The 16,676-nt window shown below is 59.5% G+C and carries 10 protein-coding genes and 1 tRNA gene; all 11 read right to left on the bottom strand.

Annotated features, from left to right (window positions below):
• Position 1: 1 nt before the first annotated feature.
• On the bottom strand, positions 2–1,648 hold the full coding sequence (locus HZC36_04360; GenBank protein ID MBI5706205.1) for an NAD(P)-binding protein: 1,647 nt from the start codon (positions 1,646–1,648) through the stop codon (positions 2–4).
• A 100-nt stretch (positions 1,649–1,748) separates the two neighbouring features.
• On the bottom strand, positions 1,749–2,066 hold the full coding sequence (locus HZC36_04365; protein MBI5706206.1) for a hypothetical protein: 318 nt from the start codon (positions 2,064–2,066) through the stop codon (positions 1,749–1,751).
• A gap of 164 nt (positions 2,067–2,230) precedes the next feature.
• A complete protein-coding gene (locus tag HZC36_04370; protein MBI5706207.1) occupies positions 2,231–3,010 on the bottom strand; it encodes a type II secretion system protein in 780 nt (259 codons plus the stop codon).
• A gap of 216 nt (positions 3,011–3,226) precedes the next feature.
• Positions 3,227–3,302, bottom strand: a tRNA-Asn gene (locus tag HZC36_04375).
• Between the two features lie 359 nt (positions 3,303–3,661).
• Complete coding sequence (locus HZC36_04380) at positions 3,662–5,218, bottom strand: PilT/PilU family type 4a pilus ATPase (protein ID MBI5706208.1); 1,557 nt, start codon at positions 5,216–5,218, stop codon at positions 3,662–3,664.
• 12 nt (positions 5,219–5,230) lie between these two features.
• A complete protein-coding gene (locus HZC36_04385) occupies positions 5,231–6,106 on the bottom strand; it encodes an HDOD domain-containing protein (protein ID MBI5706209.1) in 876 nt (291 codons plus the stop codon).
• 78 nt (positions 6,107–6,184) lie between these two features.
• A complete protein-coding gene (gene tadA, locus HZC36_04390; protein ID MBI5706210.1) occupies positions 6,185–7,903 on the bottom strand; it encodes a Flp pilus assembly complex ATPase component TadA in 1,719 nt (572 codons plus the stop codon).
• Positions 7,904–8,120: 217 nt separating this feature from the next.
• Positions 8,121–8,891: an SDR family oxidoreductase gene (locus tag HZC36_04395; GenBank protein ID MBI5706211.1), complete on the bottom strand. Its 771-nt coding sequence runs from the start codon at positions 8,889–8,891 to the stop codon at positions 8,121–8,123.
• On the bottom strand, positions 8,884–9,618 hold the full coding sequence (locus HZC36_04400) for a phytanoyl-CoA dioxygenase family protein (GenBank protein MBI5706212.1): 735 nt from the start codon (positions 9,616–9,618) through the stop codon (positions 8,884–8,886). Before HZC36_04400 ends, HZC36_04395 begins: the two co-directional genes overlap by 8 nt.
• Positions 9,619–10,126: 508 nt before the next feature.
• Entirely contained in the window at positions 10,127–13,192 is a 3,066-nt protein-coding gene (locus tag HZC36_04405) for a hypothetical protein (protein ID MBI5706213.1), read from the bottom strand.
• Positions 13,193–13,227: 35 nt separating this feature from the next.
• On the bottom strand, positions 13,228–16,518 hold the full coding sequence (locus HZC36_04410; protein MBI5706214.1) for a hypothetical protein: 3,291 nt from the start codon (positions 16,516–16,518) through the stop codon (positions 13,228–13,230).
• Positions 16,519–16,676: the final 158 nt, after the last annotated feature.

The following is a 16,676-nucleotide window of genomic DNA, read 5'->3' on the forward strand; positions in this document are numbered from 1 at the left end:
TTTACACCCCGGCGGTCGCTGGGGCAGGTTCAGGGATCATGGAAATCGCATAGCAGGGGCATTGATCGAAGCACGTCGCGCAGCCCGTGCAGAGTTCGTACTTCACTTCGTAGCCCTTGCCCTTGCCGAGCCTTACGATGGCGTCTTCTGGGCATGCGCCGAAGCAGCCGTCGCATTCGAAACAGTTGCCGCACGAGAGACAGCGCTTGGCCTCGAAGATCGCTCCTTTCTGGTCGAGGCCCTTGAGGACTTCGTCGAACGTCTCCCGGCGTTTCTTCATCTCCAGGTGTTCCTGAAGCTGCTTGTCGGCCTCTGTGTAGAACCAAAGCCGCAGCTTGTCGAAGGAGGCCAGGTCCTTCTTGGTGGCCTTTGCGTAGGTCCCGGCTGAGAGGAAAGCGTCGATGTTGCGCGCGGCCTTCTTGCCGTGCCCGACGGCGATGGTTACCGAGCGCTCGCTGGGGATCATGTCGCCTCCGGCGAACACGCCAGGACATCCCGTCATCATCTGGCCGTTGACTTCCACGGTTCCATCGGCTTGGCGCTTGATACCAGGGACGTTGTCCAGGAAGGTCGTATCGGTGTCTTGGCCGAGCGCCATGATCAGGTCGTCGGCTTTTAGGGTCTCGAAGCGCCCCGTGGGCTTCGGTTTGCCGTTTTCGTCAATCTCCATCTCTTCGACTTGAAACTCGTCGGCCTCGATCGACTTGATGGTGCGCAGCCAGTGGATCTGCACGCCCTCTTCCATGGCTTCGTCGGCCTCGAAGGGGTGCGCGGGCATGTGGTCGCGGTCACGCCGATAGATGATCAAGGGTTCGACGCCAAGCCGCTTGGCCACACGCGCCGCGTCCATCGCAGTGTTGCCTCCGCCATAGATGGCGACCCGGCGGCCCAGTTTCGGAGGGTTGCCGAGTTCGACGTCACGTAGGAAGTTGACCGCATCGAGGACCTTGCCGGCATCGCGAGCGGGAATCTCGGTGCGCTTGCCAAGGCCAGCGCCGACGGCGACGAAGACGGCGTCGAAGCCGCCGGCTTCCTTCTCAGCCATCGCATCGGTGACCGGGTGGTTCAGGATGATCTTGACGCCCATCCGCTCGATGCGGGCGATTTCGCCCATGAGTACGTTGCGGGGAAGTCGATAAGCCGGAATCCCAAAGTGCATCATGCCGCCGGGCAAGGGTCCTGCTTCGAGGATCGTCACTTGGTGGCCGAGCAGCGCCAAATGGTGAGCGCAGGAAAGGCCGCTTGGACCGGCGCCGATGACGAGCACCTTCTTTCCGGTCGCTTTCGCCAAGATCTTGGGGGTCCAGTTTTCGGCCAGTGCCTTGTCCCCTAAGAACCGCTCCACGGCGTGAATGCTCACGGAACCGTCAAGTTGCTCGCGGTTGCAGGCAAGTTCGCAGGGGTGGTAGCACACCCTGCCGTGCACAGCCGGCATGGGGTTGTCGTTCAGGATGGTCTGCCAAGCTTCAAAGAATTTGCCTTCGGTCGCAAGGGAGAGCCAAGCCTGAATGTTTTCGCCTGCCGGACACGCGTTGTTGCAGGGTGGGAGGAGGTTTAGATAAATGGGCCGCTTCGTTCGAAAGGGCCCGGTGCTCTTTTCGTGAGTCAGGTCGATAGGCTGCGTCAGATCGTTCTTGTTGGCCGTCAATGCGGAACCCCCGTTCTGCCCATAGATAGCTGAGCAGACTCGGAGAGCAACGTCCTAACGTTCGATCGTTGCCGAAGGTTTGTGCCTGGAAAGCATGGCTTCAGTCCTTCGGATGGCCGTCCAGCACTTCGCGCTCGAGGACCTCGATGCGTCGTTGCGCTTCCCGTTCGGAAAGCACGCGAAGGTATTGGACTGCGAGCACGTTCACCCAGTAGATGGAGTCGCTTCGATGGATGCCGTCGATGGCGTCGTACACGAGCTCGAGGCAGAGCATGTCGTTCTCATGGCCCCGAACGAGGTAGACGCACTTTTCGCACTGTCGTTTGGCGAGAGCGTTGGTCGCGGTCCATCGAACTTCCACAAACTGTCCGACAAGGCTCAACTTCGACCGCTCGCAATTGAGGACGTTGAGCTCCATGCTTGATAGCATATCCAATCGGAAGGGCAAAGAATCTCTACGAAAGTGTAGTTTATTCCAGGAACATCAGGCGAGGCGGCGGATTTCGGCGGCACACAGCGCCCAGGCGCGTCGCCGGCACCGACATCCGTCAAGTCGACCTTCAATCGTGCGCGACCTGCGGATCATCGGACGGAAGGGTCGCCGACACCGTTCCAAAGTCCATTGTCTCGGCTGCCGTTTCCGTCATGATCGTCCATCCGGGAGAGCTTCATCGCCTTTGCATGCGAATCGGCAAAAAGAACCGCGACGAGTCCCGCGTGGCGTTCGGCGGGGGTCGACCGACATCCCCACACCCCGGGCCCGGCGTTCCCGCTTCCACACTCGGTACCGCTCCCATAGTATCCGCTGGCGACTCCGCTTCCGCGCAGGCTGGTGAGGGGTGGGTCGATCGTGTACTCTCCCCCTCCGACGGTGCCGTTGTCGCGTCGGACCCCGTTCGTGTCGGCCACCGCGATCGTTTCGGCTGTCCTCTCGATTGCAGATTCGAATGCGCAGAAGGGCAAGCCCCCGCCCGCCGAACTGCGCGAATTGCCCAGGTACTGGTAGTTGTAGCCGTAGCCCCCATAGCGCTTGCTGGGATCGTGCGCCCAGGCCTTGCCGAAGATGTCCATGGAGGCATTAGGAGCAACGAAGATCTGTTCGGCTCGGACGTAGGGGTGGAGTCGATCGGCCCATCGTACTCGCGGATTCCAGCTTGAGGGTGAAGAGGACTGCGGATAGCCCTCACTGTCCGTTACGTAAAGAGCCAGGGCTGTGCCAATCTGCTTGAGATTGGAGAGGCTGGAAGTCTTCTTAGCCGAGACCTTGGCCTGGGCGAAGACGGGGAAGAGGATCGAGGCCAACAGGGCGATAATGGCGATCACGACGAGCAGCTCGATGAGGGTGAAAGCGGCATTCTTCAAAGTGGGCTCCGCGGGCAAAGTGGCCCGACGATAGTGTCTACGGAGAGCTGCGTGGCGCCCTATTGCCTATTGCGTCGAACGCTTGCGGATTCTATCTAAATCAGTAAGTATTGATAGGACCTTCGTGGCAGGTGATCAGGGCATGGGCTCTACGTCCACGTTCCTGGCGCAAGCCCGCGATAGGCAGGGAAGTGGCAGGTGCCCCAAACTGGAAAATGGCTGCCGCTGTTGGACTCGAACCAACGACCCGCTGATTAACAGTCAGCTGCTCTACCGACTGAGCTAAGCGGCAGCGTGGAGGCGATATTCTACCGTATGAGTGTTGGCACGTGAAACCCCGGTCCCTAGCGGCTGCGAATGGAAGCGGTGGCTCGCGTCATCAGGAACGGCGCCGCATGGGCCTGCTCGCTGGCGGCCACCTGGGTCCCTAGGGCGGCCCTTCAGGCCTGATGCTTTTCTCGGCGCCAGGTTCCAGGGCTTCTCCCTTCGCTTCAACAGGTCGGCCCGTTGGACTTGCAGCGTACTTCGGGGCTGCCTCAATCCCGGGGTCTCGCTGAGCGCGACTCCGGTTACCGGTATTTGACCTCTTCGACGTCATCTTTCGGAAGTCAGTGCACCGGCTTTGCTGAACCCCGTCGACCGGCCCAGAACCTATCCACCCTTTGCCAATCGGCTGAAGGTGTCCTTATCCACGGCGCGCATTAGGCATTCGTCGTAAGAGCACATCCCGGTCCTGAATAAGTCGGCAAGCGACCGGTCCATCGTCTGCATCCCGATCTGCTGGTTGGTCTCGATGATCGAGTACATCTGGTGGGTTTTCCCTTCGCGAATCAGGTTCTTGATGGCGGGAATGCCGATCATGATCTCAAGCGCCGCAGACCGTCCGCCGCCGAGGCGCGGAAGCAGCTGCTGGGAGATGACGCCTTCCAGCGTATTTCCAAGCAAGACCCTGATCTGAGCTTGCTGGTCAGACGGGAACACGTCCACCACACGGTCAATCGTGGCGGGTGCGTTGCGAGTGTGAAGCGTCCCGAAGACCAAGTGGCCCGTTTCGGCAAGGGTCAGCGCAGCTTCGATGGTTTCCAGGTCGCGAAGCTCACCCACCAAGATGATGTCGGGGTCTTCTCGGAGCACCGCGCGGAGTGCATTGTGGAAGGAATACGTGTCGCTGTGGAGTTCCCTTTGGTTGACGATGCACTTCTTGTGGTTGTGCAGATACTCTATCGGGTCCTCGATGGTCATGATGTGGCCCGAGAGTTGGTCGTTGATGTCGTTGAGCATCGTGGCGATGGTCGTCGACTTACCAGAACCCGTGGGACCTGTCACCAGAACCAATCCGGAAGTTCGATTGCACATGTCCCGGATCACGTTTGGCAGCCCCAAATCCTCGAACGCCGGGATCTTCGTGGGAATGGACCTCAGCGCCGCACCGATGCTTCCTCGCTGCATATAGACGTTGCAGCGGAACCTGGCCAGGCCCGAAACGCCATAGCTGAAGTCTGCCTCGTGGGTTTGCTCGAACTTCTGAAGCTGTTCATCCGTGAGGATGTCATAGAGCACACGACGGGTGTCTGCGCCCGTCAGGACGCTGTAGGGAAGGGCCTTCACCTCACCGTCCACACGAACCATCGGCGGCAACCCGACCGTTAGGTGGATGTCGCTTGCCCTCATCGACATCGCGGCGCGGAGGATATCGTCGAGATGTGCCTCGGAGACGTTGGCCACGTCTTCTTTGGATTCGTAATAGGACTCGGTCCGATCCTCGGCCCCGATGCCGAACTTGTTCCTGTTGACCTCGATCGAATGGATGTCGTCCGGCAGGGCGGCCGGCTTATAGGTGTTGGCAACCTTCGCGGCCTCCTCTTGTGCCAAGAGCTCTTCTTGAGAGGCAAATGGAATAGAAGAATCAAGGGGTTCGTCTTGAGAGGCGTGCGCCGCATGCAGGGGCGGCTCCACGAGGGGCGCCTCTGGATGCGCAATCGGAGCAGCCTGTTCAATGCTCTCGGAGCTCCCTGCTGGGCTTGGGTCTTCGGCCTGGAGCGCTGCGGTCACGTCATAGACTCGCCTCTCGTCCTCGGGAATCGCGTCGAACGAGGGAGCAGCGGGCTCTTGGGCTTCGATATGAGCCCGTTGTGCGTCAGATTGAGAAGCTGCATCAGGCTCTCCTTCCTGCTGCTGAAGTACGCGAGTCCAAAACGGTTCTGCCATAGGGGATTTCTCCTAAGATAGGCTCATTGAAGCGGCTTCCGAGATCGCGGCCGTAGCGCCGCGAAGCAATGTGTCGGTCGTTTCCGAGCCAAGGCCCAGGCTCTGGATGGCCCATCCGGGCAGCATCAAGGCTTCGTTCTCCGTGTCCGCCTCCTGTGCGCCCTTGATGGCCCAGCTTGCGAGCATGCTGCCAATGCAGGTGCAAGCCCGAATGGCCCCGGCTTCGGGGGTGCAATCGTCGGGGTCCAGATAGCGAAGTCCGCTGACCAACTGATCAGGAAAGCCCCACTTTGCCGCCGCCGCCGCCGCGACCTGCATGTGGTCGCAGCCATAAATCTGCTGTTCGGCAACGATGTCGGGAATGCCGGCCTTGACGAGGGCGACCACCGACTCGTAGTCTTTTCCGCCGTAGCGGTCGAGCAGCGTCTTTCCGATCAAGTGGATCAAACCGCAGGTGTATGCGTCCTCCGGGTTCAGCCGTTTGCTCTGCCGGGCGATGTAGCGTCCGGCGACGGCGGTGTCCACGGAGTGCCGCCACCATTGCCTTCGCCTCATTGATTCGTTGTCCGTCTTGCCGATGAACATGTCGTAGAGGCCGACGGTCATCGCGATCTGGCGGATGGACTTGAACCCGAGGAACAGGATCGCCTCCTTGATGGAGGTGACCTTCTTGGGAAGGGCATAGTAGGCCGAGTTCGAGACGGTCAGCAGCTTGGAGCTGAAGCCTGGATCGACGACGATGGCGGTTTCGATCTCCTTGCAGCTCGCCTCATCGTTGCCGGAGATCTCGAGCACCTTGTAGACGACGTGGGGCAGCACGGCAAGCTCACGCATTCTGGCGAGCAGTGCGTCGAGATCGGGCGATTCAAACTGAAGTGCGGCAGACATTTTGGGCCCTGGTTCTTTTTGGATTATCGGTCTTTGGGGATGCAATCCAAAGGTCGCAACTTGTTGCGGAGAGTTGGCCTAGGCATAGATCACCCTGAGCACCTCGTCGACCGACGTGATTCCCATTAGGATCTTTTGGACGGCGTCCATCTGAAGGGTCTTCATCCCTTCAGAGACGGCAAGATTGCGAAGCGTATGTGCAGGGGATTTGGTCAGGACGAGGTCCTTCAACGGATCCGTCATCACCATCAGTTCGTGAACTCCCGTTCGGCCCTTGTGTCCCGTGCCCTTGCAGAAGTCGCATCCCTTTCCGCGAAAGAGTGTCAGTTCGCCGCCGGTGTCCGCGCCGATCTCTTCGGGCACGGGGAAGCCGTAGCGCAGGAGGCTTTCGCGCGAGCCGACATAGGCTTCTTTGCACTTCGGGCAGATTTGGCGGACCAGGCGCTGGGCAAGCACGCAGACGATCGAAGATGAGATCAAGAACGGCTCGACCCCCATATCGATAAGTCGCGTTGGCGCTGAAGGGGCGTCGTTGGTGTGGAGAGTCGAGAGGACGAGGTGGCCCGTAAGGGCCGCTTCCATCGCGATGGTGGCCGTCTCCGTGTCGCGCATTTCGCCGACCATGATGATGTCGGGGTCCTGGCGCAGCATGGCGCGAAGGCCTGCCGAGAAAGTCATGCCGGCGCGAACGTGGACTGCGCACTGGTTGATCCCGGCGAGCTCGTATTCGACCGGGTCCTCGATGGTGATGATGTTCTGATCACCGGTATTGATCTTGTTCAGGATCGAATAGAGCGTTGTGGACTTGCCGGAGCCCGTGGGTCCGGTCACCAGGATGATCCCGAACATCTTCTGGCCCATTTCCTCGAGCGTCTTCAGGTTCTGCGGCAGGAAGCCCAGCTTGTTGAGGCCGACCTTGATCCCGCCCTTATCCAGGATTCGGCAGACGATCTTCTCACCCGTAACAAGGGGGAGGGTCGAAACACGAAGGTCGTATTCTTTTCCGCCAACCACCACTCCGATGCGGTTGTCCTGCGGGACTCGCTTCTCGGCGATGTCCATGTTCGCCATGATCTTGAAGCGGGAGGTGAGCGGCGCCAAGATCTTCCTTGGCAGGTGCATCCCCTCGATCATCACGCCGTCAATTCGGTACCGGACGAGCACGCCGTCCTTCAGTGGCTCGATGTGGATGTCAGAAGCGCGGTCATTCACGCCCTGGGCGATGATGAGGTTGGCCAATCGGATGACCGGCGCATCTTCACTCATCTCGCGGAGTTCAGCTTCGCTCAGCTCGTCGTCGTTGACAATGGGGACCTCGATCGTGCCATCGAAGTCCTTCATCACGCCGGCCAGAGCGTCGTGGACGTTGACGTCGATCTTGTAGAGCGAGCCAATGGCGCCGTTGATGTCCTCTTCCACGGCGATGTAAGGCTCAATCTCGTGCCCCGTCAGCATCCGCAGCTCGTCAATGGCGAAAACGTCGAGCGGGTTCGCCATGGCGACGGCGAGCCTGGTCTCGCGCAGTTCGAGTGGAACGGACTTGAAGCGCTTGGCGATCTGGGGCGAGATGAGCTGCAGGACTTCGGCGGTCGGCGCAACTTCGGCAAGTTCGACAAAGGGGATGCCCCACACCTTGCCGAGGCAGCGGACGCGGTCCTTCTCTTCGATGAGGCCCATGCTCACGAGCACACGGGCGATGGGTTCTGCCCCGCCCAGCTCGCGTTGCTTCTCGACGGCAACCAAGAGCTGCTCTTCGCTGATCAATCCCTCTTCAACAAATACGTCGCCCGTCAGCATAGTCAGCCCATATGGCCCGGACCTCCCGCCTGCGCAGAAGGGATCGCCAAGGGTGTGATTCCATCACGAGGCCATGCCGCATCCAGGTAGGTTTGACTGGAGATGCCGGTTTTCGAGCTTGGCGTTGAGGCCACCTCTTCCCTCGTGGGGGAGGTCGGTGAACTCAGTGAACCGGGTGAGGGGGCGGCGAGCCCCAAAACCGGGTGAATCAGCCCCACTACCCCCGCATATCCATCCCGCCATCGACCGTGATTGTGCTACCTGTGATGAAGGAGGCGAGATCGGAGAGAAGAAAGCAGGTCGCGCCTGCTATGTCCTCGGGCAGGCCAATCCGTCCCAGCGGAAAGCCCTCGATGATCTTGTCCCGGCCAAGCGACTCGAAGCTGGGGGCGGCCATGTCGGTGTCCGTCCAGGCTGGGGCAATGCAGTTGACTCGAATCTGGTCTGGAGCAAGCTCTTTGGCCATCGAGCGCATAAAAAGAATCTGCGCGCCCTTCGAGGTGGCGTAGGCCGAATACTCTGCCGATCCGCGCTGTCCGGCGGTGGAAGTGTAGATCACGATGCTTCCGCCCTTCCCGCCTGCACGCATGGACTTGACTGCCGCCTTGACGCAGAGGAACGTGCCGCGGACGTTTATAGCCATCGTGCGGTCCCAGAACTCGGTGTCCATTTCTTGGAGGAATCTCCCTTCGAAGATGCCTGCAGAGACCACAAGTCCATTGAGAGGCCCGAAGGATCGGGATGCCTGTTCCACAGCCGCTTCAACTTGCGCCTCTTCTGAGATCTCGGCTTGGAAGGCAAACGCCCGGCCTCCTTCTTGCCGGATTCCGGCGACCACTCGGTCAGCCGCCTCTTGATTGCTCTGGTAGACAATGCTGACTCTGGCGCCCGCTTTGGCAGATATCCTGGCCGCAGCGGCACCGATGCCCCGGCTTCCGCCGAAGACGAGGATGTGGTGTCCGGTGAGGTCGATGAGGGGACTAGTCATACGCCCCCTGACGATGGTTGCCTAGAAGCCTGAGCTGTCGCTCATTGCACGCCGCCAGCACCTCAGGGTTGAACTGCCAGGAGATATAAGGCGAGAACTGCTGGGCGATAAAGCGGTGCGAATAGTGCACCTGGAGCAGGTATCTCGTTCGGTCCTTGGACTTGTTAAGACTCCCTGTATGCCAGAGGTCGCTTCGAAAGAACAGGACGTCGCCCGCCTTGCATAGCACCGGCTCCAAGGTGCGGCCCTCCCACTTCGGTTCGGGCTCCTTGCCCCAATGCAGCGACTGTCCGGACTTGTGGCTGCCAGGAATCACATAGGTCGGGCAAAGGTCTTCGTCGATATCGGAAAGGTAGTAGTGTGCGGTGCAAAGGTAGATCGGGACCTGGACCTTCGGTGCGACGTCCTCGGGAAGCTCGAAGAACACCCGGTCGGTATGGGGCGACCATCCGTTGTGCCCTGGATGGCTGCGCCAGGCGGTCTCTCCGATAATGTGGCATTCGGCACCCATGGTGGCCTCAGCGAGGTCGATGACGCCTGGCCAATCGATGAACTGGAGCCAGAACGGGTCGCGGTTGAAGACGCATTTGTAGTGGTCGGTCAGGCCCTGGGCGTCGAATCCGAAGGGCTGAAGGCCATCGATCTTGCGGCATGCCTCCTCGACCAGCTCTGGCTTGAGTACATTGGGGATCAGCGCGAAGCCGTCGGCGTGCATCGCCTGCGCCATCGCATCGGTTTCGTCGGGTCGGAAGGTTCTTTGTAGGTAGTGGAAGGGTTCGAGCTTGGCCATGGCAAGTGGAGTCAGATTTCGACGCCGCAGTCGGGGGTGTCCTTCTGGAGCTATAGGCCCTGCTCAGGACTGCATCTTCGTCCGTCGTGTCCACACCACCACGATTGGCACAAAAAACACTCAACTTGGCTAGCAGGAACGACCGATATGGGCAGTACGACTTGTCAGCCGGGGCATGTCCTGCTCCTCGCTTCGAAGTTCGAAAGCGAGCTCCTGAACGTCATGCAGCCTGAGTCCATAGCATGGGGTGCCTCTCATGACGCGGCCGCCCGACCTTGAGCCGTCCTCGGTCAGGCGAAGCTCGCTCTGTGTCTGTAGTCCTCCGTGTCAACACTGGAGGACTCTTTGAGAAGGCCCTCCTGTTCAGGAGTAGGACAGGATCAGCCCCCTCCCTCGTCACGGGTTTCGCGATCTATCTTGGATTCGGCAAGCACCATTGAGAGTCCTAGTCTGGGACTGTAACTGGGCCAGAGGACGCTGCCTCCGAAACGTTGCCCGAAGCGTCGACCGCATAAATCCGATAGACATACACGGCGCCAGGAAGTAGCAAAGCATCGGTTAGCGTGGCAGTAGCGCCTGTTGCCGACGTCGTCGTGATCCTGATCCATCCTGCGGTTCCGCCTTGTTTCTGGCGCTCGAGGATCAGCGACTGTGTTCCTCCAGGCACCGTGCAGGTGATCTTCACGCGCGCGCCGCTGGCATCAAACGAGGCAGCCACATTCGTAACGGGCCTGGCCGACATCCGAATGGGAGATCCTTCGACCATCGCAGTTGATTCCGACTTCAGTCCCGCGGAGTTGGTCGCAACGACGCTGTACCGGTAGGACTCGCCGAGGTTCGTCCCATTGTCTTCCAACAAGACTTGCCCGGCATCGTTCGTGCTCCGAACGACTTGGATCGCCGCCGGCAAGGTGTGCTGGGGTAACCGGAAAGATGGCGGCCTGCCAGCGCCTCCGGGCCCCCCGGAACTCACCGGTGGCGCCTGTATGGTTGTCCGGTAGACCTCATAGGTCACGACTTCCTCTTCGACCCGCCCTGGATCGAGCTTCAGAACGATCTTGCCGTCTGAGGTCGGGGAGACTGCTCGGAGCACCGGGATGCTGGGGGGCATGCTCGGCTTAATTTTGACCTTGCCGACGGCCGAGGCGCCCGCATAGCCCCAGCGATTCACGGCAACGATCTTGTAGTAGTAGACGGCTGCCTGGCCACGTGTTGTGAGGTCGACAAAGCTCGTTGCGCCGGGACTTGTTTCGCCAAGCAGCACAAAGTCGTCGTCTGGCGGCAGATTGTCCATTCTGAATTCCCTGGCAAGTCCTCCAATTCGCACCGGGGCTCGCTGCGCGGATCGCGCGCCCGGACGTATTTGACCTGGACCCGGACGAGATTGACCGGATGCAAAGGAGAGAGCAGGGCTTGAGGTCAGGCTCGAAGTTAAGGTCCCGCCTCCGCCAGACGAAGCGACGAGACCTGACCCGATTGCGCGGAGTACGCGATAAGTGAGTTTCGAGGTGAACGAAGGCTCGTTCCAGGTAAGCGTGACCTTTCTACCGTAATTTGTTGGAGCCGCGGTCAGGTTCAACCGTGCGTTAGGGTTTGACCTCTTCAGCCGGCGGTTGACAATTTCATTTGCCTTGCTCGCTTTGGAAGACGCTCCGACGAGTGACCCTCTTGAGCCGAAAACCCCTGCCTCAGGCTGCATACGGATGGCGTTCGAGTACGGTCCCTTCATGATGTTGTCGAACTGTGCCGTTGTCTCCGGTGCTTCCTCGTCGACGAGCTTGATCGCCGTTACGGAGCTTGGTACAACCTGGGTCGGTACGCCGATTGGCTCACTTTCAAAGGGCACCCCCGATCTCGAGTTGCTTCTTAACACGGGTGTGATCCGATAGCGAACGTATCGATCCAGCGGTGCATCCTTGTCGACGAGGTTCCAGATTGCTGCAGGCATGGGCGGCTGCTTGAGAGCGCCCGTTCGGCCTTGGAAGTCGCTTGGCCCATGCGTTGGAGAACCCGCCAGTTCTTGAGATTCCCCCCTACCGATAGTGGCCAACCATGCTGCCAGATCCTTGTCCAAAGTGGCCTTGTATTGCTCTTCGCCGACGAATGCGCGTACGAAGCGGTCCCATTCCGGCCTTAGGGCGCAAAGGTCGGAGACCTTAAGGCCAGCGAAGGTGCGGTTGCCGACAGGAACAGCCGCGACCGGCGTCCAGGGCGCGTTTTGGGCCTCAGCATCTTGACGCTCTATCGTGTAAGAGAAGCTAATGTGGGAGGTGGGCGCCCCGTCCGAGATTCCGAGGGGCGGCGCCCACATCACATTGACTTCTGGCCTCGCGACTTTGGGGTCGACCAGGCGTGCGATCACAGTGCCGTCAGCCGAGGGTGTCGCGATGTTCTTCGTTTCGATGTCAACGTCTACGGGATCGCTCATCCGCTCGAACAGATCCACGGATTGGACGCGGTAAACGACTTTTGCGTCCACGGGTGCGCCACCGTCTGTGTAGCTGATCAGATTGGCGGCCAACTTCCCATCTTTGGTTTCCGATGCGGTCAAGACGACAAGTCGATTCCTGTTCAGCTGCTCGAAAGGACCGTCTCCGACTTTCCGCGATACCAGGAACCGTAGGGGCCCCTTCTTCGTTTCGTCGTAGCCAGCCGGCAGATCGATGTGCAGGTCGATCTTTGCCTGAAGCAGGATGGAGCCTCCCGGAGTGGCGCCCGGTTTGGGCAGTCGCGCTCTCTGGCCGGTCTGGACCGGTTTGCTGACCACGGGTGCATCGACTTTGGGGTCGGAGCCGACGGTTACCGAGGCTGAACCGACTGAAACCTCTTGGCCATTGAGCATGCCTCGGACCTCATATTGGTAGGTTTTGCCGATCTGTACGGCCGTATCCATGTACGTGAGACCAAGATCGGCGGCGGCTCCCGGGCTGAGGCTGGCGACCATCATCATTTCGTCGCGAGCATCCCGCGTGGCCTCATCTTCGTCCTTGGCTTTCTTTTGGGCGGCGCCACCCGCAGGAAGCTTGCCCTCCTTGATTCGCCCGAAATACCCCGCCAAAGTTGGATTTGCCAGAGAAGCCCTCATCATTCGGGTTTCTACCGGTCCCCTTTGGTCGGCAATCGCCTGCCGGGAAACCGCCTCCAAAGCGGCAAATTCGGCTTTCGAACTAAGCCGCTGCCTTGGGGCAACGGCGGGTTCAATCCGGATTGGCCGAAAGGCCGTGGGGGTGCTGTTGCGGACTTTCGCCGACGCCACGACTTCTTGTCGGCTGACGCGGGCAAAGGGCTGGCTACCCTCCTGGCGGTAGATTCGGAAGCCACCATCGGGCATCGAACCGCTCTCAACGAACCAACGAAGCTGAACGCGCGGCTTGTCGCCCACAAACGAGGCTGCGAACACCGTTCCCTGTGGCGCCAGAACAGGGCGCAGGTCGATTCCGATGACTCGCCAGGCGATAGCCAGCGAGGCGATGCTCGCAAGACCGATCAACGTGAGATAGCGTCTATTCATGAGTTTCTCCAGGTCGTGTTTGGAGGCTAGACAAGTCAATACACTCCGGGGGTCCCAACCTCGAAGTCAGCGTGGAGAGAGAAGTCTTTTCGGCCAACGGAAAGCCACGCATCGGCGCGGCCCTTGGCGGCGAAACCCACGCCCTCCACGTATTTGGCGCCTACGACCGCGGCGACTCCACCGCTAACGTCGACGTTTATGGGGCCAAGCGTTCCTGTGAAACTTGCCGCAGCGCTGAAGCCGAGTGCACCCGATAGCGAGGTTCCACTTGATTTCTTCGAGACGTAGAGCCCACACCAAGCCGTGATGTCAGCGCTTGCGGCGACATTGAGCTTTTCCCAGCCGAATTCCGCGCCAAAGTGCATCCCGACGATCATTCCGAACTTGAGGTCGAAGGAAGATCCCACGAGCTTGTGGTCCGTATCGGGGCCGTATTTGAGAAGAACATCCATTCCCAACTGGCCATAGGCCTGGCCGACTGGCGTCGTGACAGTGACCGACACGGGGTTTGTGAAGGATGGCTGGCCGAAGTCCGGTACGCTCAAGGCGTCGCCCGCCTGGAAGTGAATCTGCCTTTCATCGATCTGAAGGCGGAACGTGCCGTTCGCGGCGATGACTGGGTTTGCCTTGGTGGGGAAGTTCAGGTCCGCGCTTAGGCTGGCAAGAAACTCCTTCAAGGCCGCATCGTAATGGATGTTCCCGTGAATCAACCGGTCCTGGGCAGGCGGGTTTGCCGCCGTCAGGAGATAGCACTTGCCGTCGAGGTCGATCCAAAATCCGTTGCCGAAGGAGGCCGTTAGGACGAGCTCGCCCCAGAGGGTGTACTGGTCAAGGGTTCGAACCCCGACCCCCGCGCTCACAATCCATGCGTCGGGCTGGTTCATTCCAGGTGGGCGAGGCACGATGTCGTAGTCTTTTGCCGGAACGCCAATCTGGGCCACAGTCGTGTCCTTGGGAAGGATGTTCTTCGCAATCGCCCCCATGAATTTGTGAAGTTCGAGGCCCGTGTTGCCGAGCTTGATTGCCGTCGAAATGGAGGCCGTGCCTCCCACGTACCAGCCATCCTTCGAAGCAAGGAAGTCGATGCCTATGCCTGCGCCAGCGGGCCCAAAACAGTTAAGGAAAAGGTCGACCTTTCCCTTGATCATGTTGACCGGCTGATTTCCGGCACTGTTGAAGTAGGTGGTCCAAGGTTGGTTTTTAGCGACCCAGCCCGTTGTTGACGTGATGGTCTCTGAATTCAGTGAGCCGGAGATCCTCCCAACCTTCGGTACGTCGATATCGACCGTCAGCCCGTTCAGGCTCACCGTTGGAGTTCCTGAGCCGCCATTGATCTCTAGCCCGTCAAAGCCAATGCCGCCTGAAACCGGCAGGCTGGCGATTGACACGCCGCCCGTCAGAGTCACGCTGGGTCCTGCACCTAGTGCAAACTTGTCGACCAGGATGGCGACTGGTCCGAACCTTATGGTCTTTGGCGTCGGGAGGTCGACACCAATCTGGCCGCCGACCCAGTCCCCATTGGTGTCGATACCTACGTCCTGAAACGTGACCACGAAACCCTTGAGCTGTTTGAGAGCGGCGAAGTTTGTGTTGTCCGGCACTCCAAGAGTTCCTGTGATCAGGAACGTCGCCACTTGATTCGTGTACTGAATACTGCCTTTATCGATTTGAAGCTGGAGGCCAAGCTGCTGGATCGTTACGGGATCGGTAGGGTCTACCGTCAAGAAGTACGTGCCGGTATTCGTCAGGCCGGCGCTCAGGTTGAGTTTCGTATTGCTCAGGTTGGTGAGAGTGATGTATCCGTCGGCCCGGAAGTCTGTGATGGCGTTCTTGAGAAAGGAAATGGAGACGCTCGTGACTCCGGTGTTCTGAGAGTTCAACCCAGGCAGTTTGAGGGTCGTTGGGTTGCCTTGCAACGACACAGACCCGCTGATCCCGGCCGAATCGAGCACGCAGTTGTCGAACCCAATGGTTCCGATTTGGTCTGGCAATTCCAGCGTGGCTTTCTTGATATAGAGGCCCATCCAGCTTGGTGTGGCAATGAAGTCGAGGCCCTTTCCAGTGGGTGGATCGAACGCCTTGGCGTTTGGGTCGAGGTCGAGGGCGACGTTGGGCCCGCTGCCACTGGCTGGCGCGGGAATACTGAGATGGAACTTCTTCCAATAGACGTCGATGGCCGAAGCCTGTGGTGGGAAGGTAATGGTAACGTTCGGCTTCCCGATGGAAGGCTGCGAAGTATTGACGGGCGCCGAAAGAGTGACCGTGATATCGCTGATCTTGACTCTGCCTCTGTTCGGGTCGCCTTCGGGTTTCGTGCCGAAAGCTACCGGCAGCACCCAGTCGAGATTGATGGTTCCGGTAACGAGGCCATTGGTGATCTTGCCGGTCGCACCCTTGATCTCGACGCCGAAGTTCGACGGGTTGAGGCAATCACGCAGCTTCCTCGCCGGAGCGAGATTGAAAAGTCCCGTTGAGGCATAGAGGACGCTGTCGTTGTTAAGGCTGAGCGAGAAGTTTGCGCACGATGGTTGCCCTTCCTCATCGATCGAGAAGCCGCTTGCAGTCACCCAGAGCTCATCACCCTTCTTGAGAGCAAGATCGCCAAGCGGAATCGCTACGGTAACTTGTGCGTTGGCACCATCGACCGAGAACTTTGAAGTCGGCGTGTTGTTCTGGACGCTGCGCTCGAAGCTTGCGGTGAAGGACCCATCGACGATTCGAATTCCATAGAGCAGCTGGACGTCCTTGGCCTGGAATCCCACGGCCGTCTTGAAGGTGCCCCCCTCTTCAATGTCCAGAGTCTTGATGAGAGCCTTGACCTGTCCAGGCTTCGCCGGATCGTCGGACGACATGTTCAGGGCGACTTCCAGGCCGCCAGATGCCACCGAATTGGCGGTTGTTTCCTCAAATCTCAGGTACCTCACGTCCGTCTGCTGCACTTTGCGCAGCATCACAGACAGCACCGTATCTTTCTTGATCGTAAAGCCGACGGACCCAGGCAGGATTCCCTTTATGGGTTGAGTGTCGGCAGTGAATTTGTAGGTACCGCCGGTGACTTTGATGGGGCTCTGCGCCTGAGAGCTGTGAAGGAGCTGGGAATAGTTGATGCGGCCAACCTTCTTCTCCTTTTGAAACGCACGAACATAGATGTCCCCGCTTCCGCTGGAGTACTTGGAGCCGGAGTCTGGGCCAGCCATGCTGGTTCGATCCGTCGTCTTGATGTAGACGTCGAAGCCTTTAGGGGAGGAATAGTCGCCCAGCAGCATCAGCACCTCTTCCCCTTGCCTGCCCGTGGCGTGAGCGGCGCAAAGGAGAATGGCAACCACAGACAAAACTCCAACTCCCCGGAGTTTTGAACGCGAAAGCGTAAGCAAGCTGAGATTCAGGTTCATGTGCGTTCCTCTGCGGCAACCCGTTCAGCGTTGCCTGCTTGGCGATTACCCGTCAGCTTGCGCCAAGGAGTGTGACCAAACCGTGACGAATG

The organism is Armatimonadota bacterium, from assembly GCA_016223145.1.
GTDB lineage: Bacteria > Armatimonadota > Fimbriimonadia > Fimbriimonadales > Fimbriimonadaceae > Nitrosymbiomonas.

Coding starts and splice junctions, on each gene's coding strand:
- HZC36_04405 (MBI5706213.1), bottom strand. CDS start 13,192: ATGAATAGACGCTATCTCACGTTGATCGGTCTTGCGAGCATCGCCTCG.
- HZC36_04365 (MBI5706206.1), bottom strand. CDS start 2,066: ATGGAGCTCAACGTCCTCAATTGCGAGCGGTCGAAGTTGAGCCTTGTC.
- HZC36_04380 (MBI5706208.1), bottom strand. CDS start 5,218: ATGGCAGAACCGTTTTGGACTCGCGTACTTCAGCAGCAGGAAGGAGAG.
- HZC36_04385 (MBI5706209.1), bottom strand. CDS start 6,106: ATGTCTGCCGCACTTCAGTTTGAATCGCCCGATCTCGACGCACTGCTC.
- tadA (MBI5706210.1), bottom strand. CDS start 7,903: ATGCTGACGGGCGACGTATTTGTTGAAGAGGGATTGATCAGCGAAGAG.
- HZC36_04395 (MBI5706211.1), bottom strand. CDS start 8,891: ATGACTAGTCCCCTCATCGACCTCACCGGACACCACATCCTCGTCTTC.
- HZC36_04400 (MBI5706212.1), bottom strand. CDS start 9,618: ATGGCGCAGGCGATGCACGCCGACGGCTTCGCGCTGATCCCCAATGTA.